We start from the raw sequence: 20,383 nt of genomic DNA on the forward strand, positions 1-20,383 counted from the left end.
CACGCGACATGGATCGGAGGATGCCATGGAAATCCAGCAGCTACGCCATCTGATCGCCGCGGTCGAGAACCGCAACCTGCTCAAGGCCGCCGACAAGGCGTATATTTCGCAATCCGGCCTCAGCCGGAGTCTCAAGAGTCTCGAGCATCGGCTCGGCGTGCCGCTGCTGACGCGCGGCCCCAAAGGCGTCGAGCCGACGATCTACGGCCTCACCGTCATCCGCCGCGCGCGAGTAATCCTTAACGAAGTGGCGCGATCGATGGAGGAAGTGCGGGCGATCGAGTCGGGGCGGATCGGCGACACGAATTTCGGCATCACGCAGAATTACGCCAATTACCTGATGCCCGATCTGCTTGCCGCGCTGCATGTCGAACGTCCCGGCCTGCACGTCACGATCATCGCAGATGGTTTCCTCGAACTCGTCAAAAAGGTGAAGACCGAAGAGATCGACTTCGCCTTCGGCTTGATCGGTCGGATCCATCATAGCGACGGCATCGTGATCGAGCCGCTGATGGAGAATCGGTCGCGGGTCGTTGCCCGGAGCGGTCATCCGCTGGCAGGTGTGAGCGACATCAGCATCGAGAATTTGGCGGCCGCGCAATGGGCCATGCTGTCGAGCGAAAGCGTTCAGCGTGGCTTTGGCCTGTTCTTCGAAACGCACGGGCTGCCCGTCGCCCCGCAGATCTTGAAAGGCAATTCGATCGCGTTGATCCGCCACGTCGTCGCGCGATCGGATGCTTTGACCATCCTGCCGCAGGAAGTCGTGCAGCCCGAGATCGACGCTGGCCGACTGGTCGCGCTCGATTGCGCGACGCCGGTGGAGCGCACCCGGATCGGCCTGATCTTTCGCGATGGTGGCCTCATCACGCCGCAAGCCGAGGTGGTGGTCAACCGCATCAGGAGCGCGGTCGCCGAACGCGCCGCCGCTTATGCTTTGCTCGAACCCGAGGTATTATCATGAATGCTGCCGACATCTACCGTCGTACCCTGACGTCGCGCGAGGACGTGCCGACCGCTTGGTGGTATCTTGGCACGACGACCTTTGCTGCCGAGGGGCATCCCGAGATCGTCGTCAACCATGTCGAGACGGTGATGCTGTACCGCGCTGAGCCGCTCGATGGAGACGCGTTCCGCGTGCCGTGGTGGGAGATCGGACTGTTCCGCGACGCGATCACGGGAGAAATAGCGAGCGACTGGACCAACCCGCTGACCGGAGCGATCGTCCAGGCCGCGCGGACCTTCGAAGAGGGACCGTCGGGCTATACCATCCGTCCCGAGGGCTCCGGTATCATCCTGACCGATGCGGTGCAGGCTTTCGCGCAGCTCGACAAGGCGACGGTCACCGTCGCCGAGGACAACGGCCGGATCAGCGTGACGCAGGTCGAGGAGAAGGTCCGCTCCTTTCCGGGACGCGACGGCATCCCCGACCTCGATCGCGGCGAAGGCACGCGCTCGCGGACCGTGCTGCAATGGTTCGCCGACGCCGCCGACCTTGCCGGCGACGCGCCGAGCGTACCGTCGACCGGGCTCTACAGCTTCCAGATCGGCGCACCGCCGTGGCTCGGCATGGACGGCCGGCCGGGGATCTTTTCGGTCAAGGGGCTGATGCACAAGACGCCGCTCGATCCTCCGCTCAACCCGCGCGGCTGGGCCGACCTGAAGCGGCTGTTTCCGCACTATTTCGACGGCGACACCATCCTGCCGGGCTGGGGCTAAGCTGGCACCGCCCCCCCCACGAACTGTTTGGCCAGGAGCAGCGATGCGATCGTATCGGCATACAGATCCAGCGCGGGGCCGGGCATTTCGGGCAACTCGATCACCGTCGCGTCGGGCATCGCCGCTGCCGCACGTCGCGACGGTTCAGCGAGATGGCCCGGCGGGTTGAGCACCGTGGTCGGCTGGCGGACCTGCTCGAGACGCGCCAGGAGGTCGTGCTCGAACAGGGCGTCATGCGCCCACCAGCCATGTGGCCAAGCCTTCAGTTCATCGACGAAATTCTCGAACGCGCGGCCAAGTGGTAGCCGCGCGGCGCGTTCGCTCACGAAGAAGCGCCAGCGCTCCTCGAACTGGTCGAGCCTCTCGCCAAGCACGTGCCGCGCGGCGAGCTTGCTGCGCCACGCAGCGAAATCGAGCGCACGGAAATGCGGAATGCCCATAAAGGTCAGCCGATCGACGCGGGCAGCGTGCCCAATCGCGATTTCCGCGGCGATCGATACGCCGGTATGATAGCCGAACAGCTCGAAGCGATCGGGGCAAACCTCGGCGATCGACTCGGCATAGGCCTCGATTCCGATCCGACCGTCCGGCGCATCCGATTCGCCGTAGCCGGGTGTATCGAGCGCGATGACGTGTCGCTTGCCGTCGAGCACCGCCAACAGCGCGGAGAAGCTGCGCGATGAGTAAGCGGTCGCGTGCAGGCAGACGAGCGGCGGCTCGCCAAGCGGGGTATTCTCGCGAAGGTGCACCTGCCCGTAGCGTCCGTCGATATAGCGGCGCCGGATCATGCGAGAGTCGCAGTCATCGTGATTGTGTCCTCATCGTCGCGGATCCAGGCATCGCTGCCGGCGCGGGCGAGCGTGAAGCTCCGGCCGGCATAGAGCGGCGAACGCGCCCGGAACTCGAAACGCGTCGGCACTGCCCCTTCGCCCAGCGCCTGATCCATCAGCAGCATCGCCTGGAGCGGCCCGTGCACGACCAGCGCGGGATACAGCTCGACACGCTGGGCATAGGCCAGATCGTAATGGATACGGTGCGCGTTGAAGGTCAGCGCGGAGAAGCGGAACAGCAGCGCCGGATCGGCCAGCATGCGTCGCTCCCGCTCCGCCGGCGGCCGATCGACCGGCTTGGGGGGCGTCGGCGCGGAGACTGGCAAATAGACGAGGTCCTGCTCCTCCTCGATCACTGCCACGCCGTCCACCGACAGATCGTGGCGCAGCGTCAACACCGTCATGCCGCGCTTCTCGGTGATCGCCGCGATGGTCGTGCGCTTTACCAGCGTCGCGCCGATCGGAATCGGCTCGAGAAAGCGGAGCCGGCCGCCAGCCCACATCCGCCGGGGATAGGGGATCGGCGGCAGGAAGCCGCCTTTGGCGGGATGTCCGTCCGCCCCCAGCGTCGCGTGCGGCGCGTCGGGCAGGTGGAACAGCCAGTGGCCAAGCGGGGGCAGCATTCCGGGCGGCCACTGCGCGCCGTCATGGTCGAGCGTTGCCGCAAGCCGGCGCAGCGGGGCGACGACGACCTGCTCTGCCGCCTCGAGTGTCCGGCCGATCCACGCCGTCACGTCTTCAGCCACCGAGGAAATCGGCGATCGTCTTCCACATCCGGTGGCGGGCATTCTGGAGATGCCCGTAATCGCCGCCGTCGGGCACAATCACGAGCGCCTTGTCCTTCGTCGCCAGCCGTTCGAAGAAATCGGCGCGGCCCGAGCCGCCTTGCATGTAATTCTGCATGCCGGCGGCGAAGCCATAGAGCATCAGCGTCGGCACCGAGATCCGGTCGGCGACTGCGGCGACGCTGCCTTCGGCATTCTCGACCCGGATGCCGTTGGGCGAACGCGGTTCGTGCGCCTCGGCCTGCGTCGCCAGCGCCTCGTGGGCGGCGGGCTCCATGAACTCCAGTTCGAGCCGGTCGCGAAAATAGGCGGCCGTGTTCGCCCACCAATCGTCCTTCTCGGGGAACGGCACGATATGGCCGCCGCCGATCGCGGGATCGAGCATCACCATCCGACCGATCCTGTCGCCATGGGTTTCGGCATAGCGCGCCACGATCCGTCCACCCCAGGACCAGCCGAGCAGATGCGGCCGCTCATAACCTTGGGCGATCACCCAGTCGATGACGGTGGCGGTGTCTTCGATCGCTTGCGGCGTCTGCACGCCGTGCGGATGGCCGTCGAGTTCGCTGTCGCGATAGCCCCGGATCGAGAAGGTCACGACGCCGAAGCCGCGCGCGACCAGCGCCTCCATGAACGAATAGTCGTCGCGTCCGTCGAAGCCGAAATCATAGCCCAGTTGCCCCGACAGGTTCGCGCCCTGGACGAGGATGACGACGTGCCGGGGCTTCGCTTCCAGCCCCTTGGTGCGGACCGACAGCTTGCCGGCCGGACCTTGGATGAACAGATCAGTCGCGATAACCATTTTAGCTCCTCAGGGGATGACGACTTGTCGCACGGCCTGGCCGGCGGCGAGCGTATCAAACAGCGCGTTGATGTCCGAAAGCGGCGAGACGGAGGTGAGCAGGCGTTCGACCGGCAGGCGCCCTGCGCGCCACAGCGCAATGTAGCGCGGGATGTCCCGCGCCGGGATGCTGCTGCCGAGATAGCTGCCGATGATCGTCTTGCCGTCGCCGACCAGGCTGACCGCGGGAATCGAGAAGCGTTCGGCCGGGTTGGGAAGACCGACCGTCACGACGCGGCCGCCGCGCCGCGCGAGCGCATAGGCCCGCTCGAGCACGGCGGCCTTGCCGACCGTCTCGACCACCAGGTCAGGCGGCGTGATACCGTCCTCTTCGCCTGGCGCATACACCGCCGCGGCGCCGAGTTCGAGGGCTAGCGCGCGCTTTTCCGGCATCGGATCGATCGCGACGATCGGGTTACCGCCGCCCGCCACCGCGCCCAGCAACGCGGCCAAGCCGACACCACCCAATCCGTAGATTGCCACGCTTTCACCGGTGCGCAACTGCGCGCTGTTCAGCACAGCGCCAACCCCGGTCAGCACCGCACAGCCGAACAGCGCGGCAATCTCCGGCGGCACGTCGTCATCGATTTTAACCGCCGAGCGTCGGTCGATTACGGCATGCTGCGCGAAAGCGGAAACGCCGAGGTGATGGTGCACGTCGGCGCCGGCTTCGTGCAGTCGGAAGCCGCCGCCGAGCAACTCGCCCTTGCCATTTGCCGCGGCGCCGTTCGGGCACATATAGCTTTCGCCGGAGATGCATCGCACACATTCGCCACAGGCCGGCAGAAACGCGAGAACAACCCGGTCGCCGACCGCGAAGACCCGGTCGTTAGAATCGCCCAGTGCCTCGATCGTCGCGCAGGCCTCATGCCCCAGCGCCATCGGCATCGGGCGTGGGCGGTCCCCATTGATGACCGAGAGGTCAGAATGGCACAGTCCTGCCGCCTCGATCCGTACCAGCAACTCCCCTGGCCGCGGCGGATCGAGCTCGAGCGTGGCAAGCCGCAGCGGGCGTGATCCGGCGAACGGCGCGTGATGCCCGATCGTGTCTAACGTGGCTGCTATAGTCTGCATGTTTGCTCCATATCCGATCGTGATCGCTCGCGGGCGCCGGCGCCATGTCGAATTGCGCATACAGGGTTGCGCATCCGGCAAGCTTGCCAATCCGACGCGACCGCAACATCATGGCGTTCGTGGACGCAGACCAAGAACTCAAATCGCTCAAGCGCGGCCTGAAGGCGATGATCCTCATCAACGCGCAAGGATCGCTCGCGATCTCCGAACTCAGTCGCGGTCTGGACCTGCCGCGCACCACGGCCGAGCGGGTGCTGATGACATTGCTTGCCGAAGGGTTTGTCGATCGCGACCCACAGACTAAGCGCTTCTACCTCACCGATCGGGTGCGCGCCTTATCGGGCGGCTATTCTGACGATAGCTGGATCGCGCACGTCGCCGCGCCCATGCTGTTCGAGACAACGCGCGAAATCGGCTGGCCGTTATGCATCGCGACGGCTGCCGGCGAATATATGCGGTTGCGCCTGACCACCGATCCGGTGACGTCGCTCAGCCTGCATCGCCGCCATATCGGGTCAGAGATCGCGATGGCGGTCTCGTCGAGCGGTATCGTCCACCTCGCTTTCCTCGACGCCGAACAGCGCGACATAATGCTGCGCATATTGCGCGATTCGGACGACCCCGCACAGGAGCCGGCGCGCGAGGAGCACCGGCTGACCTATGCAATCGACCAGGCGCGGGAGCATGGCTACAGCTTCGGGCTCGACCTCGGACGCGAACGCAGCGTCAGCGTGCCGATCCTTGACCAGGGGCGGGTGAAAGCGGTGCTGCTGATGGTGTTCATGGCGCGCGGGCTGACGCACGAGCAGGTGATCAAGGAGTTCGTGCCGCGGCTCAAGTGCATGGCGGCCGAGATCGAACGCCTCGCGTTCCAGAAGGACCCAATGCCGATGCTGTGACGTCCACGCCCCGGATGTCGGTTGCCCGACCGACGCTGGATGGCGCGGACCGACCTGTCGTCGTCATCTCACCATATGGCCACCCTGATCAGCCCCGCTTCCGCCCCGCCCCGTGAACCGAGCGCCGCGGCGCGCGTCTTTCTCGAAGGATCGCACCGCCTGCTGATCGGCAACGACTGGGTCGCCGGCGAAGGCCGCAGCATCGCGGTCGAGAATCCGGCGCGCGGCGAGATCATCGCCGAGGTACGCGCCGCCTCGCTCGACCAGCTCGATCAGGCGGTCAGCGCCGCGCGCTCGGCGCTGCACGGCGACTGGGGGCGGATGAGTGGTCGCGACCGGGGCGTGCTTCTCAGCCGTTTTGCCGACCTGCTCGACGAGCGCGCGGAGCTGATCGGTGAAGTCATGACGCTCGACAACGGATCGCCGCTGACATCGTCGACGATGGTGGTGCGCCATCTCGCGGCAGAGCTGTTCCGCTACTACGCTGGCTGGGCGACCAAGATCACCGGCGACAGCTTTCAGCCGAGCCTGACCGCGCGGCCCAATCTCGACTTTCTGGTCGCGACGGTCCGCGATCCAATCGGGGTGGTCGGTGCGATCGTGCCGTGGAACGCGCCTCCGGGGATGATCGCGCTTAAGATGGCCCCGGCTTTGGCCGCCGGGTGCACGGTTGTGCTCAAGACTGCCGAGCTTGCCCCGCTGGTTGGCGAGTTGTTCGCCGCTCTTTGGCTGGAGGCAGGCGGCCCCGCCGGCGCGTTCAACCTGATCCACGGCCACGGCGAGGACATTGGCGCGGCGATGGCGGCGCATCCGCATATCGACAAGATCGCCTTCACCGGCTCGACGGCGGTCGGCCGCAAGATCGTCGAGGCCGCAACCGGTAACCTCAAGAAGGTAAGCCTCGAACTCGGCGGCAAGTCGCCGGTCATCGTCTTTCCCGATGCAGATCTCGACGCGGTGATCCCGGCGGCGGCGATGGCGTGCTACCTCTCGACCGGCCAGCAATGCATGGCGGGGTCTCGCCTGTTCGTTCACGCCGACATTTACGACCAGGTGACCGAAGGCGTCGCGGCCTATGCCAGGACGCTCAAGGTCGGTGACGGCCTCGCTTCCGATACGGTGCTCGGCCCGCTCATTTCGGCGCGACAGAAAGCGCGCGTGCTCGAATATATGGCGATCGCCAAGGCAGAGGGCGCGATCCCGCTGCTCGAGAGCGAGCTGATTGACGGGCCCGGGCACTTTCTCGGCCCGGCGCTGTTCACCGACGTGACCGCGGGAATGCGGATCGAGCAGGAAGAAGTGTTCGGCCCGGTGCTCGTCGCGATCCGCTTCAGTGACGAAGAGGGCGTGATCGATGCGGTCAATGGCACGGCGTACGGCCTGTCGGGGTCGGTGTGGACGCGCGACGTCACGCGCGCCCTGCGCGTCGCCAAAAGGGTCGACTCGGGCCAGGTCGGCATCAACATCCATGCCGCGATGAGTGCCGAGACACCGTTCGGCGGCAACCGGCAGTCGGGTTGGGGCCGCGAATTCGGCCGCGAGGGGCTCGACGGCTATCTCAAGACCAAGGCAATCAGCATCAATCTGGGGCCAAAGCTGTGAGCGCGCGGATCCTGGTAATCGGCGCGGGCCTCGGCGGACTGACCACCGCACTGGCGCTTCGCAAGGCCGGTTTCGCGGTCGAGGTGCATGAGGCAGCGCCGCAACTGGGCGAGGTAGGCGCAGGGCTGACCGTCAGCCGCGGCGCGCAGAGCGTCTTCCGCCACATCGGCGTGCAGGACGAGGTCGCGCGCTTCTCGACGCCCTCTTCCGGTTTTCCCTTCCTACATTACCGCACCGGAGCGCTGCTCGCCGGCACGCTCGATCACGGCATCGGCCTTCCCGACGACGGAACCGCTGACGTCTCGCGGCAATGCCACCGCGCCGACCTTCACGGCGTGCTCGCCACGGCGTTCGGCGGTCCGTTGCACCTCGACCATCGCCTGGTTGGCATCGAGGAAACCGCGCACGGCGTCCGAGCGCGCTTCGCCGATGGCAGCAGCGCCGAGGGGGACGCGTTGATCGCCGCAGACGGCGTGCGGTCGATCGCGCGCTCCATCCTGTGGGGTGAGACCGCACCGCGCTTCACCGGGCAGATGGCCTATCGTTTCCTGGTCGGTCGCCCCTTCGCCGAGCCGTTCCTCGAGCACGGCCGCGGGGCGGTGTTCCTCGGGCCGCAGCGGACCTTCAACCGGTACACCTTGCGATCAGGCCAGGTGATCAACTGCGTCGGCATCGCCGCGACCGATGCCTGGGTGGACGAAGGTTGGTCGACACCCGCGACGCGCGACGAATTACAGGCGACCTTCGCGGGGTGGCAGCCGTCCGTTACCGGGATGATGGGCGTCGCCGAACGGCTAATCAAATGGGGCATCTTTGACCACGCTCCGCTGCCTGCGTGGAGCAAAGGCCGCGTCACCCTGCTCGGCGATGCGGCGCACGCGATGCTGCCGTTCTTGGGCATGGGCGCGGCGATGGCAATAGAGGATGCGATGGTCCTCGCGCGCGCCCTTGAAGCGGAGCGCGACGTCGCCCCGGCCTTCGCCCGCTACGAGGCGGCGCGCATTCCACGCACCACGCTGATCCAGGCAAAATCGGTCGAGCAAGGGATTCTGACCCAGGCGCGGAACCCCGACGATTATCGGCACACTGCGGCGCCCGCGGCCGATCCGGCAATCATGGCCTATGATCCGGTGACGGCGGTGATGTAAGCGTCGCGCCTACGTGAACGCTAGCGGTGGCGAAGCCCGGTTAGACCGGACAGCCAGCGCCAACCCAATCGACTGTCATCGCGCCCATTTGTTCTCGAAGTCCCACACGTCCTGAAACCCGATCAGGCCGCAGAATTCCTTGAAGTCGAAGATCGGCATTTCGGCCGGATGGCCCTCGCCGTCGGCCTTCAGTCGGCGTAGCGCTTGTTCCATTGCCGCCGCTGCGACGAGGCTAGTCATCGCCGGGAAGATCGCCAGCGCGAAACCGATATCGGCTAGTTCGCTAGCTGTGCGCATCGGCGTCAGGCCGCCATTCGACATATTCGCCATTATCGGGCGATCGATCGTGTCGCACGCGCGGCGCATCTCGTCCTCGCTCTCCAGCGCCTCAACGAACAGCACGTCCGCCCCCGCATCGCCGTAGGCACGGGCGCGGGCGATCGCGCTGTCGAGACCCTCACCGGCACGCGCGTCGGTACGCGCGATGATCAGGAAGTCGTTATCCTTGCGCGCATCGCAGGCCACGCGAATCTTGTCGACCATATCCTCCGTGGAGATGACCCGCTTGAACGGCGTATGACCGCACTTCTTGGGAAACTCCTGATCCTCGAGCTGGATCGCGGCGATGCCCGCGTCTTCATAGCCGCGCACCGTATGATGGACGTTAAGCAGTCCGCCGTAGCCGGTATCGGCATCGGCAATGACCGCGGCGTCGCTGCTCTGCACCAGCGTCGCCATCCGGTCGAGCATCTGTGTGTAGGTCGCGATGCCGGCATCGGGAAGTCCGAGGGCTGACGCGGTCAGCCAGTAGCCGCTGCCATAGACCACATCGAAGCCGACCTTGTTGGCAACAACGGCGCCGATCATGTCCTGAATGCCGGGGGCGGAGATAAACTGTCCGGAGGCGAGCCGTTCGCGGAGGAGAGGAGAAGCCATGATTTTATCCTTCTGACCAGAGCCAAGGCTGGTGTGTGTGCTGGCGCTGTTCGAACCGGGTGATCGATTTGCCGTGCCGTCCCAGGATCGTCTCGATATCGTCCCAGCCGTTGAGCAGGGCCTCGCGCGCGCCCTCGTCGATCGCAAAGGTGGCGGACATGCCCTCTGTCCGCTCGATCAGCTTTGCGACGAGATCGATCGTGATCGGCCGGCCTGCCTCGGCATCGGCGATGAACGGTGCAATGTCGGTGATCGTGACCGGCAGCATGCCGTTCTTGATGCAGTTGCTGGTAAAGATGTCGCCGAAGCTCGGCGCGATGATCGCGCGAAAGCCGAGATCGGCGAGGGCCCATGGTGCATGTTCGCGGCTCGATCCGCAGCCGAAATTCGCTCCTGCGACGAGGATCTCGGCGCCTGCGTAGCGTGGCTGGTTCAGGAAGAAATCGGGTTGGCTATGGCCCGTAACGTCATGCCGCCGCTCGTAGAAGGCGTAGCGGCCGAGACCCTTCTTCTCAGTGATGAGCAAAAAGCGCGCGGGGACGATGATGTCGGTATCGACATTATCCTCAGGAAACGGCGCGGCGCGCGCCGTGAGGCGGGTAAACGACCGCATCAGATCGCACCTCCGGTCCTGAGCCTCTCGAGCTCGGCCTCTTCCATCCCGAGCAGGTCGCGATACACGCGGTGATTGTCGGCGCCGACCGTTGCCGGCGCGAGCGTACGGATGCTGCCCGGCGTCTCGGACAGAAACGGGAAGCTGTTCTGCATTGCGAAGGTGCCCCAGCGCGGGCTGTCGACCTCCACTAACGCCTCACGCGCCGCAAAATGCGGGTCGGCGAGCATGTCGGCCGCGCCGAAGATCCGTCCTGCCGGCACGCTGTGCGCGATCATCGCCGCCTCTACCGCTTCCACCGTCAGCGTGCGCGTCCAGTCAGCGATCCGCGCGTCGAGTTCCGCCTGACGTTCGCCGCGTGCGAGATGCGTCGCGTAGCGCGGATCCTGTGCCAGGCCTGGCTCGCCCATCGCAGCGCATAGCCGTGCGAACACCGCATCCTGGTTGGCGCCGATCAGATATTCGCCGTCGCTGCAGGGATAGACGTTGGAGGGCGCAATCCCGGCGAGCACCGATCCGCTGCGCTGGCGGACATGGCCCGACACGACATATTCGGGAACAAGGCTTTCCATGACCTGCAACACCGCCTCGTACAGCGCGCTGTCGACGATCTGCCCCTTGCCGGTGCGCTCGCGCGCATGGAGCGCGGCCAGCGCCCCCATGCAGCCATAGGTCGCCGCCAGGCTGTCGCCGATCGACACACCCATCCGGCTCGGTGGGCGGTCGGCATCGCCGACGATAGCGCGCCAGCCGCCCATCGCCTCGCCGATTCCGCCGAAGCCGGCGCGGCTGGCATAGGGCCCGGTCTGCCCGTAGCCCGAGACGCGCACGATGATGAGGCGCGGATTGATGGCGTGCAGCGCGTCCGGGCCGAGGCCCCATTTTTCCATCGTTCCGGGCTTGAAGTTCTCGATCAGGATGTCGGCGTGTTCGACCAGCCGGCGCACGATGGACTGGCCCTCGGGGACACGCAGATTCGCCGAGACAGACAGCTTGTTACGGGCAACCACCTCCCACCACAGCTTCGCCTCGCCGTGGCCCCAGTCGCGCATCGGATCGCCCATCACCGGCGGCTCGACCTTGATGACTTCTGCACCCATATCGCCGAGCAACTGGCCACAAAAGGGGCCGGCGATGAGCTGGCCCAGTTCGATCACGCGGATGTCGCTCAGCGCGCCGCGATTTTCACTTTTCATATTCCCTCCTTATGCCGGGAACCCGCCCGAACGACTCACGCTGCCCGGCAGTGGGCGGCCCATCTGCTCCCCGAGCCAATAGGCGGCGTCGATCGTTTTCGTGAGATCGTATCCTGTCTTCACACCAGATCGGTCGCACAGATAAACCAGGTCCTCGGTCGCCATGTTGCCGGTCGCCTTCGGTGCGAACGGGCACCCGCCGATTCCGCCGACCGAACCGTCGAGCGTAGACGCGCCCGCCTCGATTGCGGCCCACGCATTGGCGATAGCGGTGCCCCGTGTGTTGTGGAGGTGCACTCGGATCGGCAAGCCGGTTGCCTCTCGCAACTCCGTCACCAATGACCGTACCTGGCGCGGGACCGCGACACCGATTGTATCGGCGATCGCGATCTCAACCGGTCCGGCAGTGGCAAGTTCGCGCGCTATGGCGATAACCCGTTCAGGGTCGACCTCGCCATCGAACGGACAGCCAAACGCGGCGCCAATTGTTACCTGTGCGCGTCGCCCCGCCGAGGTCGCTTCCTGGACGACACGCGCGGCAACCTGGGCAGATTCGCGTGACGTTTGCCCTTGATTGGCGCGCGCGAAGCTGTCGGTCGCAACGCAGACCGCGCCGATCTCCTTGATGGCGGTCCGCAACGCTCGCTCCAGCCCTCGTAAGTTCATTACCAGGCCGATAGTGGTTACGTTTTCGTGCAGGTCCAGCCCGTCGATCACGGCCTCGGCATCCGCCATTTGCGGGACGCGGTCGGCGCGGACGAAGCTTGCGACTTCGAGCCGGTGCGCGCCGGCAGCGACCATGCGTGTGATCAACGCAATCTTTTGCGCGGTGGAAAACTGCTCTCGCTCGTTCTGCAGTCCATCGCGCGCGGAGACTTCGACGATCTCGATCATGTGCGGCTCAATGTCCTGACGTCGGTTATGTATCCCGTCACGGCCGCAGCTGCCGCCATCGCGGGGCTCATCAGGTGCGTGCGCGCGCCCACGCCTTGCCGCCCCTCGAAATTACGGTTCGAGGTCGAAGCGCAGCGCTCCCCAGGGTCCAGCCGGTCGTCGTTCATCGCGACGCACAGCGAACAGCCCGGATCGCGCCATTCGAACCCAGCCGCCTCGAACGTCGCGCGCAAACCCTCGGCTTCCGCCTGACGCTTCACCAGGCCGGAGCCTGGTACAACCATCGCCCGCACGCCTGGCGCGACCTGCCGTCCTCGCGCGACCTGCGCCGCAGCGCGAAGATCCTCGATCCGGCCATTCGTGCAGGATCCGACGAAAACATGATCGATGGCGAGACCCGCAAGCCGCTGGCCACGCGCGAGGCCCATATAGGCAAGCGCTTTTGCATCGGCATCGTCCGGCACCGCGCCGTCAACCCTGCTCACCTGATCCGGACTCGTCCCCCAACTCACCTGGGGGGCGATGGCGCCCGCGTCGATCGTCACCTCGGCATCGAACACCGCGTCGCCATCGCTCGACAGCGTCCGCCAATACGCGAGTGCGCTGTCCCAACCGGCGCCTCGCGGCGCCCGGGGGCGCCCCTCGACCCAAGCGAACGTCGTTGCGTCCGGCGCGACCAGGCCGGTACGCGATCCGGCTTCGATGCTCATGTTGCACAGCGTCATTCGTGCCTCCATCGACATGGCGGTTACGGTCGAACCAGCATATTCGATCGCATGACCGACCGCGCCGCCCGCCCCGATACGGCCGATTAGCCACAGCGCGAGGTCCTTTGCGGACACGCCATCATCGAGCACGCCGTCGATGCGCACGCGCATCGTGCGGGCCTTCTTCTGGCGCAACGTCTGTGTCGCCAGGACACACTCTGCCTCGCTGCTGCCGATGCCGAAGGCGAGCGCGCCGAAGGCGCCGTGGGTCGCGGTGTGGCTGTCGCCGCACACAAGCGTCGTGCCGGGGAGCGTGAAGCCCTGTTCCGGCCCAATCACATGCACGATTCCCTGCCGCACATCGTCGAGTGGTAGATAGTCGATGCCGACTGCCGCGCAGTTCGCTCCGAGCAACGCGACCTGCGCGCGCGCTTGGGGGTCGCCGATCGGTCGCGAGCGGTGGTGGGTTGGAACGGCATGGTCCGCAACCGCCAGGAACGGCGCGATGCGGCGCGGCACCCTGCCGGCGTCGCGCAGCCCGGCGAACGCTTGTGGGCTCGATACCTCGTGCAGCAGCATGCGGTCGATATAGAGCAGATCGACACCGCCGGGCTCGGAAGCGACGACGTGCGTCGACCATAGCTTGTCGTAGAGCGTGGACATGCCCGGTACATCCTGCGGGGCTGCATTCGTCGCAACTCCGCCAACGGCTTCAACCGCCATACGGGCACCCGGCATGCGGGCAGGGCGGCAGATCGCGCTCCCCTAGCGGGATGGGGCTTGTATCTATTGTAGTTCAGGAGACGTCATGACCTTCACTACGCTACGCCATGAAAAAGTCGACGGAATCGCCATTGCGACCTTTTCGACGCCCAACAATCTAAACGGCATTACCGAGGCCCGGCTCGACGAGATCGAGGCAGTGCTGACAGATTGCGAGACCGACGAGAGCATCCGCGCGCTGATCCTGACGGGCGAGGGGCGCGCCTTTTGCGTCGGGCTCGACCTGGAATTGCTTGACCGAGCATTTGGCGATCTTGATTATTTCGATGTGATCGTCGCGCGTGTCAACGGCATCATCACGCGGCTCGAAAATCTCGATATTCCGACGATCGTCGCGAATAACGGCTACACGCGCGCCGGCGGCTTCGAGATCTCGCTCGGTTGCGATTTCATGATCGTCGCGGACGAGGCAAAAGTCGGCGACGTGCACACCGACGCCGGCGTCGTTCCCGCCGCCGTCACGCTGCGACTGAAGCGGCGCGTTGGCGACCAGCGCGCCAAGGAAATCCTCTGGGGCGCAAAATGGTATAAGGGCCAGGAAGCCGTAGATATCGGGCTCGCGATCAAGTCGGTACCGCTCGCCGTCCTGCGCGACGAGGCGATCGCCTATGCCAGAACGATGACCGACAAACCGCGCGCGACCCTCGCCGCGCTGAAGCGGATCATGCGCGATGGTTACGGCCTGTCGGTCGCCGACGGCGCGGCCCTCGAGTTGAAGGCATTCGCGCATTACAACCGCACGCAGCCTTATGGTCGCGAAGGCTATACCGCCTTCCGGGAGAAGCGCGTTCCGAACTGGAAGGCCGCATGATGCGGCGGCTCATCCTCGTTTTGGCGCTGTTGATGGGCTTCGCGACGCCAGCACTCGCCCAGCAAACTGCGGCGTTAGGAGGAGCAGCCAAGATCGTGCTAGATGCAGATCGCTGCGAGGCGTTGGCGGGTGGGCGTTTCCAGGGCCTGAAGGGCGCCGCGACCTGGGTCACCAAGGCGGCCTATGTCGGCGCCAAGCTCAATCGCCAGGCTTATTGCGCGATCGCGGGCTATGTGAACCCGACGAACAATTTCGGCATGTATCTTCCCGTCGATCACTGGAACGGCCGCTATCTCGTGCGTGGCTGCGGCGGGAGTTGCGGTTCGGTCGCGACCGATTTGGCGTGCGGACCGCATCTGCGCGACGGCTATGCCTGTCTTATCACCGACATGGGCCACACATCGACTCTGGTCGACAACAATTGGGTCGACAGCAACCTGCAGGGACTGGTCGACTTCGGCTATCGTGCGACGCACGTGACGGCGGTCGCGGGCAAGGCGATCGCAACGGCCTTCTACGATCACTCCCCGAACAAAAGCTATTTCTTCGCCTGCTCGACCGGCGGCCGCCAGGGCATGATAGAAGCCGAGCGTTTCCCGCAGGACTTCGACGGCATCGTCGCGATCGCGCCTGCCAGCATGGCACCCTATGGCCTGAAGCAGGCTGCGACGGTATCGGATGTCGATGCCTTCAACACCAATCCCGACGGCTCGCCGATCCTGCCCAACCGCAAGGCGATCCTGGTGCATCAGGCGGTCGTCCATGCGTGCGACGGGAATGACGGGATCAAGGATGGGCTCATCGGCGATCCGCGGACGTGCCGCTGGAAGCCCGAGGATCTCGCCTGCAAGACCAGCGACATCCGCGGCTGCCTGACGTCGCAGCAGATCGGGATGCTGCACAGAATGTATGAGTGGCGCGGCGCGATGAAGGGGTCCGAACTCAACTGGATCGGCAATTACATCCGCAATGCCCCGCTCCCGGGTGAGGCGTGGAAGCCGATTTTCGATCTGGGCGTCGGGCGCGGCGATCAGGCGACGATCGAGTCGATGGTCAACCCCAACAACCCAGATCTGCGCCCGTTCAAGGCGAATGGCGGCAAGCTGATCCTCGTCCAGGGCTGGTCCGACCAGTCGGTGATGGCGCCGCCGACGGTCGACTATTACGAGACGATGACCAAGACGATGGACGGGCCCGCGGCGACGCGGACCTTCGCGCGCCTCTTCATGGTGCCGGGCATGGATCACTGTGCGGGTGGCGAAGGCGCGACCGCGATCGACTATATGGGCGCGATCACTGACTGGACCGAGGGCGGCCCTGCGCCCGACAAGTTGCGCGGCGTCCACGTCGTTGCCGGCGCGCCGCTCGACTTTTTCGGCGTTGGCCTGCCGCATCTCGATCGCAAATATTACGCGTTTGAACGCAATCATCAGGCCTATCCCAAGGGAGACGTCATGGTCGGTAAGGATGTCGTGACCGCGCGCGATACGCGCGCGCTAGACGTCCGGCTGGCGGAGACGCTCACGCTCGCCGAGCGGACCGCCGCCAGCGCGGGGTATCCGCGCGGGAGCATCCTCAACGCGGTGGAGAAGGGGGCGTGGGAGCTGTTCTATCGCAGCGACGCGACCCCGGCCGCGCAGGCGGCGGCGCTCGACGCGATCGCGCCGCTCCAGACCTCGTCGGTCGGCCGCGAAGCCGTCCGTCGCCTCCAAGCTGAACAGGCGCTCAACTAATGGCCGGCTATATCGACATCGTCTGCAACATCTACACACCAGAAGCGGTCGACAATGGCTGGACCGGCCTCGACGACGACTTCAAGCGGCAGGTGCGGATGCCGCCGGAAATGTTCAACGGCGTTTCGATCGACGCGTATCTGAAGAAGATGGACCGCGCCGGGATCGAACGCTCGCTGCTGATCGCGGTGCGCGCGGGTGACCTCAACGTGAAGGGATCGTGGGAGATTCCGTACAAGGTCATCGCCGATATCTGCGCACAGCATCCCGATCGCTTCTCGGCGCTCGCCGGGATCGACCAGACGCGCGGCATGCAGGGGCTGCGCGACCTGACCCAGGCGATCGAGGAGTACGGGTTCGTCGGCGCCCATTGGTATCCGCACTGGTTCGCCTGTGCTCCCGACGCTCCGCAGATCTACCCGTATTACGCGAAATGCTGCGAGCTCGATATTCCGATCATGATGCAGGTCGGCCAGAACCTGGTCTACTCGAAGGAACGCCGCCTCCCATCGGTGGCGCGGCCGATCCTGCTCGATCAGGTGGCGATCGATTTCCCCGATCTGCCGATCATCGGCATCCACATCGGCGTCCCCTGGACCGACGAGATGATCGCGATGTGCTGGAAACATCCCAACATCTACACCGCCGGCGACGCCTATGCGCCCAAGCACTGGCCCAAGCAGTATGTCCGCTATGCCGACAGCTATGGCAGCCACAAGGTGCTGTTCGGCACCGACTGGCCCGTGATTGACCCCGAGCGCGCGGTGGCCGAAGTAGCGGAGCTGGGTATGCGACCCGCGAGCCATGCGAGGATGATGCGCGAGAACGCGCTGGCGGTCTTCACGAAGCTGCCGCGGTGACGTTGCCCGAGACCTTTCGTTCGATGACGTTCGGCGCGGCGATCCGTGCCGCGGCGGCGCGTGATCCGGGCAAGGTTGCGATCCGCGACGGTGTCAGAACGACCGATTTCTGCATATTGGCGGATCGAGTCGGGCGCCTGCGCGACGCGGCGATTGGTCTGGGCGTGGCGAAGGGAGACGTCGTCGCGATCGTCTCGCGCAACCGCACCGAATTCATCGAGGTGGTCGCAGGATTGCCCGATGCCGGGGCTGCCGTCGCGACGATCAATCCGCGCCTCGCACCGGCAGAAGTCGCCCAGGCGCTGGATGATTGCGGCGCGCGTGTCGTATTTACCGACGGCGATTCGCGCGAGCTGGTCGAACAGGCGATCTCGCAAAAATTCGCTCCCCCGGCGAAGGTCGGGTGCCAGTCGGACGACGCGAGCAACGGTGCGCCGCCCACGGGCCTGTCGGCCGCAGAGACTGTGCCCTGGCCTTCGTCTGAGCGGACGCTCGTGGTGACTTTCGGCCCGGACTACGAGGCACTCCTGGCCACCGCCACCAGCCCTGAACAGCGCCCTCAGATCGACGAATGGGACGCCTGGACCATCCCCTACACATCGGGCACCACCGGCAAACCCAAGGGCGTCGTTTTGTCGCACAGGTCGCGGATGCTCGTCGGCCTCGTCTGCGCGGCGGAATTCGGCTGTTTTGGCCCGGACGACCGCTTCCTCGCGATGACGCCGATGAATCATGGCGGCGGCCTCGGCTTCCCGACCGGCATCCTCGCGGCAGGCGGATCGATCGAAATTCTCGACAGGTTCGATCCCGAGACGGTACTCGAACGCCTCAAATTCGGCGGGATTACCGGGCTGTTTATGGTGCCGACGCACTTCCAGATGATCTTCGCGCTCCCGCCCGAGACGCTCGCCAAATACGAACGACCCCCGATCCGCTCGATCCTGGCCAATGCAGCGCCTTTGCCGCAGGCGATGAAGGAGAAGATCATTCCCTATTTCGGCGAGACCGTGTTGCACGAACTCTATGCCGCGACCGAGACGGGTCTCGTCTGCAATCTCCGACCTACACATCAACTGCGCAAGCAAAGCTGCGTCGGCACCACCTTTCCGCATGTCGAGGCCGAGGTGCGGCGCGAGGACGGCGAGGTGTGCGACCCGGACGAAGTCGGCGAACTCTGGGCACGTGGTCCGGTGCTGTTCAACGGCTATTGGAATCGCCCCGACGAAACCGCCAAGGCAGTGCGCGACGGCTGGGTCTCGGTCGGCGACATGGCCCGACGCGACGACGAGGGCTTTCTCTATATCGTCGATCGCAAGAAGGACATGGTGATCTCCGGTGGGGTGAACATCTATCCGCGCGAGATCGAGGAAGTGTTGTTCGCGCATCCCGACATCGCCGATGTCGCGGTGATCGGCGTCCCCGACGAAACCTGGGGCGAACGGCTCAAGGCGATTATCGTGCCGCGCGAGGGCGCGGTTTTCGATGCGCAGGCCCTCGCCAGCTTCTGCACCGGCCGAATCGCCAGCTATAAAATTCCCAAGGATTTCGCCTTGGTCGAAGCGCTTCCCCGCAACGCCAACGGCAAGGTCCTCAAGACCGAATTGAGACTGACATGACGGGCCCGACGCGAACGGGCGGTGGGAGCATCTACGCGTGGTACGTCGTCGCGGTCCTGATCCTCGCCTACACGCTATCCTATGTGGACCGCTCGATCCTGACGCTGATGGTAGCACCGATCCGCGCGAGCCTCCACATCAGCGACGTCCAACTGAGCTTGATCCAGGGCCTCGCCTTTGCGGTCTTCTACACCATGATGGGCATTCCGATTGCCCGTCTGATCGACCAGCGGCGCCGCACCGGCATTGTCGCGGTCGGCGTCGGCGTTTGGAGCATAGCGACAGCGGCGTGCAGCTTCGCCAATAGCTTTGGGGGTCTGTTTGCGGCACGCATCGGAGTTGGTGTGGGCGAGGCGGCCCTGTCGCCCGCTGCCTATTCGATGCTCGCCGACCAGTTCCAGGGCAAGCAGCTGGTCCGCGCGCTCAGTTTCTACCAGAGCGCCATCTATATCGGCCCGGCCATCGCGACGCTCGCGGGCGGGGTGCTGCTCGGGCAGCTCGCGCCGCTCGACACCGCGCTCGGCCATTTCGAGCCGTGGCAACAGGTGTTCGTGCTGGTCGGTATCCCTGGGCTAGCAGTGGCAATGCTGGTCGCGAGCCTGCGTGAGCCAGCGCGGCAGGGTGCCAGCGCGACCGCGACAGCGCCCTCGTTTCCGGCGGTCCTCCGGCAGGTCGCCGATCATCGTGGTGCTTACGGCCTACTGATCCTCGGGCTATGCTGCCAGAGTGTGATGTGGAACGGCGCGGTGGCGTGGATCCCGACGCATTTCATGCGCACCTATCATTGGACGCCCGGTGAGGTCGCCTGGAGCTATGGCCCGGTAATCGCGATCGCGGGCACATGCGGCGGGCTGTTCGGCGGCTGGCTCGCGGGGCGGATGCGCGAAAATGGCGCGCGCGACGCCAATGTCCGCATCGGCATCATCGCGGCGGTCGCGGCACTGCCCTTCATCGTCGCGGCGCCGTTGATGCCGACCGCTCAAGCGTCGCTATTGCTCGTCACCGGGTTCCTGTTCTGCGGCGCGATGCCCTATGGGGGCGCGGCTGCGGCGTTCCAGGAGATCACGCCCAACCGCATGCGCGGTCAGGTTTCGGCGATCTACCTGTTCTGGTTGAACCTGGCCGGCATCGGGCTCGGCTCCACGCTCGTCGCTTTGGTCACCGAACAGGCCTTCGGCGGCGACCTTGGCGTCAGCCGCGCAATCTCGAGCGTCGCAGGTATCGCGGCCGCGCTGTCCGCAGTGACGCTGTTGTGCTGCCTCGCTCCATACCGCCGCGCGATGGACCGAGCGGGCATCGCGGGCTGACGCATTTCAACCATCGAGGATCACCAACTGCA

Annotated in this window: 19 protein-coding genes; 10 read left to right on the forward strand and 9 right to left on the reverse strand. The window is 65.5% G+C overall.

The genetic code is table 11. The features are described 5' to 3' along the window. The first annotated feature begins 25 nt into the window (after positions 1-25). Positions 26-961: a LysR family transcriptional regulator gene (locus ABIB28_RS13660; RefSeq protein WP_354288661.1), complete on the forward strand. Its 936-nt coding sequence runs from the start codon at positions 26-28 to the stop codon at positions 959-961. Further along, positions 958-1,716: a hypothetical protein gene (locus tag ABIB28_RS13665; protein WP_354288662.1), complete on the forward strand. Its 759-nt coding sequence runs from the start codon at positions 958-960 to the stop codon at positions 1,714-1,716. Before ABIB28_RS13660 ends, ABIB28_RS13665 begins: the two co-directional genes overlap by 4 nt. Here ABIB28_RS13665 and ABIB28_RS13670 read toward each other — a convergent pair. From ABIB28_RS13670 to ABIB28_RS13685, 4 genes are read right to left on the reverse strand one after another with little or no spacing between them, the layout of a single operon-like run. Beyond that, complete coding sequence (locus ABIB28_RS13670; RefSeq protein WP_354288663.1) at positions 1,713-2,504, reverse strand: alpha/beta fold hydrolase; 792 nt, start codon at positions 2,502-2,504, stop codon at positions 1,713-1,715. The genes ABIB28_RS13665 and ABIB28_RS13670 overlap by 4 nt on opposite strands. Continuing rightward, positions 2,501-3,280 carry an HTD2 family dehydratase gene (locus ABIB28_RS13675; protein ID WP_354288664.1) on the reverse strand — a complete coding sequence of 260 codons (780 nt, stop codon included), beginning with the start codon at positions 3,278-3,280 and terminating at the stop codon, positions 2,501-2,503. The genes ABIB28_RS13670 and ABIB28_RS13675 overlap by 4 nt, the downstream gene beginning before the upstream one ends. A 4-nt stretch (positions 3,281-3,284) precedes the next feature. Beyond that, positions 3,285-4,133 carry an alpha/beta hydrolase gene (locus tag ABIB28_RS13680; protein ID WP_354288665.1) on the reverse strand — a complete coding sequence of 283 codons (849 nt, stop codon included), beginning with the start codon at positions 4,131-4,133 and terminating at the stop codon, positions 3,285-3,287. Positions 4,134-4,142: 9 nt separating this feature from the next. Further along, positions 4,143-5,246, reverse strand: coding sequence for an alcohol dehydrogenase catalytic domain-containing protein (locus ABIB28_RS13685; RefSeq protein WP_502958249.1), 1,104 nt, complete (start codon positions 5,244-5,246; stop codon positions 4,143-4,145). 119 nt (positions 5,247-5,365) lie between these two features. Between ABIB28_RS13685 and ABIB28_RS13690 the strand changes: the two genes are divergently transcribed. The 3 genes from ABIB28_RS13690 (at position 5,366) to ABIB28_RS13700 (ending at position 8,895) form a co-directional block, all read left to right on the forward strand. Further along, positions 5,366-6,145 (forward strand): helix-turn-helix domain-containing protein, encoded by a 780-nt coding sequence (locus ABIB28_RS13690; protein ID WP_354288667.1) that lies wholly within the window; start codon positions 5,366-5,368, stop codon positions 6,143-6,145. 75 nt (positions 6,146-6,220) lie between these two features. Then, positions 6,221-7,747, forward strand: coding sequence for an aldehyde dehydrogenase family protein (locus tag ABIB28_RS13695; RefSeq protein ID WP_354288668.1), 1,527 nt, complete (start codon positions 6,221-6,223; stop codon positions 7,745-7,747). Next, positions 7,744-8,895 (forward strand): FAD-dependent monooxygenase, encoded by a 1,152-nt coding sequence (locus ABIB28_RS13700; RefSeq protein WP_354288669.1) that lies wholly within the window; start codon positions 7,744-7,746, stop codon positions 8,893-8,895. Before ABIB28_RS13695 ends, ABIB28_RS13700 begins: the two co-directional genes overlap by 4 nt. A 75-nt stretch (positions 8,896-8,970) precedes the next feature. Here ABIB28_RS13700 and ABIB28_RS13705 read toward each other — a convergent pair whose 3' ends face one another. The 5 genes from ABIB28_RS13705 to leuC are packed head-to-tail and all read right to left on the reverse strand — an operon-like array spanning position 8,971 to position 13,904. Continuing rightward, a complete protein-coding gene (locus ABIB28_RS13705; protein WP_354288670.1) occupies positions 8,971-9,831 on the reverse strand; it encodes an isocitrate lyase/PEP mutase family protein in 861 nt (286 codons plus the stop codon). A gap of 4 nt (positions 9,832-9,835) precedes the next feature. Beyond that, a complete protein-coding gene (leuD, locus tag ABIB28_RS13710; protein ID WP_354288672.1) occupies positions 9,836-10,444 on the reverse strand; it encodes a 3-isopropylmalate dehydratase small subunit in 609 nt (202 codons plus the stop codon). Beyond that, entirely contained in the window at positions 10,444-11,640 is a 1,197-nt protein-coding gene (locus ABIB28_RS13715) for a CaiB/BaiF CoA transferase family protein (RefSeq protein ID WP_354288673.1), read from the reverse strand. Before ABIB28_RS13715 ends, leuD begins: the two co-directional genes overlap by 1 nt. A gap of 9 nt (positions 11,641-11,649) precedes the next feature. After that, positions 11,650-12,534, reverse strand: coding sequence for a hydroxymethylglutaryl-CoA lyase (locus tag ABIB28_RS13720; protein ID WP_354288674.1), 885 nt, complete (start codon positions 12,532-12,534; stop codon positions 11,650-11,652). Beyond that, positions 12,531-13,904 (reverse strand): 3-isopropylmalate dehydratase large subunit, encoded by a 1,374-nt coding sequence (gene leuC / locus ABIB28_RS13725; protein ID WP_354288675.1) that lies wholly within the window; start codon positions 13,902-13,904, stop codon positions 12,531-12,533. Before leuC ends, ABIB28_RS13720 begins: the two co-directional genes overlap by 4 nt. 145 nt (positions 13,905-14,049) lie before the next feature. On the opposite strand from leuC, the gene ABIB28_RS13730 reads away from it, so the two are divergent. From ABIB28_RS13730 to ABIB28_RS13750, 5 genes are read left to right on the forward strand one after another with little or no spacing between them, the layout of a single operon-like run. Next, positions 14,050-14,835: an enoyl-CoA hydratase/isomerase family protein gene (locus ABIB28_RS13730; protein WP_354288676.1), complete on the forward strand. Its 786-nt coding sequence runs from the start codon at positions 14,050-14,052 to the stop codon at positions 14,833-14,835. Then, complete coding sequence (locus ABIB28_RS13735; protein ID WP_354288677.1) at positions 14,832-16,568, forward strand: tannase/feruloyl esterase family alpha/beta hydrolase; 1,737 nt, start codon at positions 14,832-14,834, stop codon at positions 16,566-16,568. The genes ABIB28_RS13730 and ABIB28_RS13735 overlap by 4 nt, the downstream gene beginning before the upstream one ends. Continuing rightward, positions 16,568-17,428, forward strand: a complete 861-nt coding sequence (locus ABIB28_RS13740) for an amidohydrolase family protein (protein WP_354288678.1) — start codon at positions 16,568-16,570, stop codon at positions 17,426-17,428. Before ABIB28_RS13735 ends, ABIB28_RS13740 begins: the two co-directional genes overlap by 1 nt. 2 nt (positions 17,429-17,430) lie before the next feature. Beyond that, positions 17,431-19,044 (forward strand): class I adenylate-forming enzyme family protein, encoded by a 1,614-nt coding sequence (locus ABIB28_RS13745; RefSeq protein WP_354288679.1) that lies wholly within the window; start codon positions 17,431-17,433, stop codon positions 19,042-19,044. Beyond that, complete coding sequence (locus tag ABIB28_RS13750) at positions 19,041-20,351, forward strand: spinster family MFS transporter (RefSeq protein ID WP_354288680.1); 1,311 nt, start codon at positions 19,041-19,043, stop codon at positions 20,349-20,351. Before ABIB28_RS13745 ends, ABIB28_RS13750 begins: the two co-directional genes overlap by 4 nt. Positions 20,352-20,383: the final 32 nt, after the last annotated feature.

Source organism: Sphingomonas sp. UYEF23, from assembly GCF_040546165.1.
GTDB lineage: Bacteria > Pseudomonadota > Alphaproteobacteria > Sphingomonadales > Sphingomonadaceae > Sphingomonas > Sphingomonas glacialis.

Bases quoted from the DNA above. Each gene is read 5' to 3' on its own strand.
- ABIB28_RS13660 (WP_354288661.1), top strand. From the start codon at position 26: ATGGAAATCCAGCAGCTACGCCATCTGATCGCCGCGGTCGAGAACCGC.
- ABIB28_RS13665 (WP_354288662.1), top strand. From the start codon at position 958: ATGAATGCTGCCGACATCTACCGTCGTACCCTGACGTCGCGCGAGGAC.
- ABIB28_RS13670 (WP_354288663.1), bottom strand. From the start codon at position 2,504: ATGATCCGGCGCCGCTATATCGACGGACGCTACGGGCAGGTGCACCTT.
- ABIB28_RS13680 (WP_354288665.1), bottom strand. From the start codon at position 4,133: ATGGTTATCGCGACTGATCTGTTCATCCAAGGTCCGGCCGGCAAGCTG.
- ABIB28_RS13685 (WP_502958249.1), bottom strand. From the start codon at position 5,246: ATGCAGACTATAGCAGCCACGTTAGACACGATCGGGCATCACGCGCCG.
- ABIB28_RS13695 (WP_354288668.1), top strand. From the start codon at position 6,221: ATGGCCACCCTGATCAGCCCCGCTTCCGCCCCGCCCCGTGAACCGAGC.
- ABIB28_RS13705 (WP_354288670.1), bottom strand. From the start codon at position 9,831: ATGGCTTCTCCTCTCCTCCGCGAACGGCTCGCCTCCGGACAGTTTATC.
- leuD (WP_354288672.1), bottom strand. From the start codon at position 10,444: ATGCGGTCGTTTACCCGCCTCACGGCGCGCGCCGCGCCGTTTCCTGAG.
- ABIB28_RS13715 (WP_354288673.1), bottom strand. From the start codon at position 11,640: ATGAAAAGTGAAAATCGCGGCGCGCTGAGCGACATCCGCGTGATCGAA.
- ABIB28_RS13720 (WP_354288674.1), bottom strand. From the start codon at position 12,534: ATGATCGAGATCGTCGAAGTCTCCGCGCGCGATGGACTGCAGAACGAG.
- leuC (WP_354288675.1), bottom strand. From the start codon at position 13,904: ATGTCCACGCTCTACGACAAGCTATGGTCGACGCACGTCGTCGCTTCC.
- ABIB28_RS13730 (WP_354288676.1), top strand. From the start codon at position 14,050: ATGACCTTCACTACGCTACGCCATGAAAAAGTCGACGGAATCGCCATT.
- ABIB28_RS13735 (WP_354288677.1), top strand. From the start codon at position 14,832: ATGATGCGGCGGCTCATCCTCGTTTTGGCGCTGTTGATGGGCTTCGCG.
- ABIB28_RS13740 (WP_354288678.1), top strand. From the start codon at position 16,568: ATGGCCGGCTATATCGACATCGTCTGCAACATCTACACACCAGAAGCG.
- ABIB28_RS13750 (WP_354288680.1), top strand. From the start codon at position 19,041: ATGACGGGCCCGACGCGAACGGGCGGTGGGAGCATCTACGCGTGGTAC.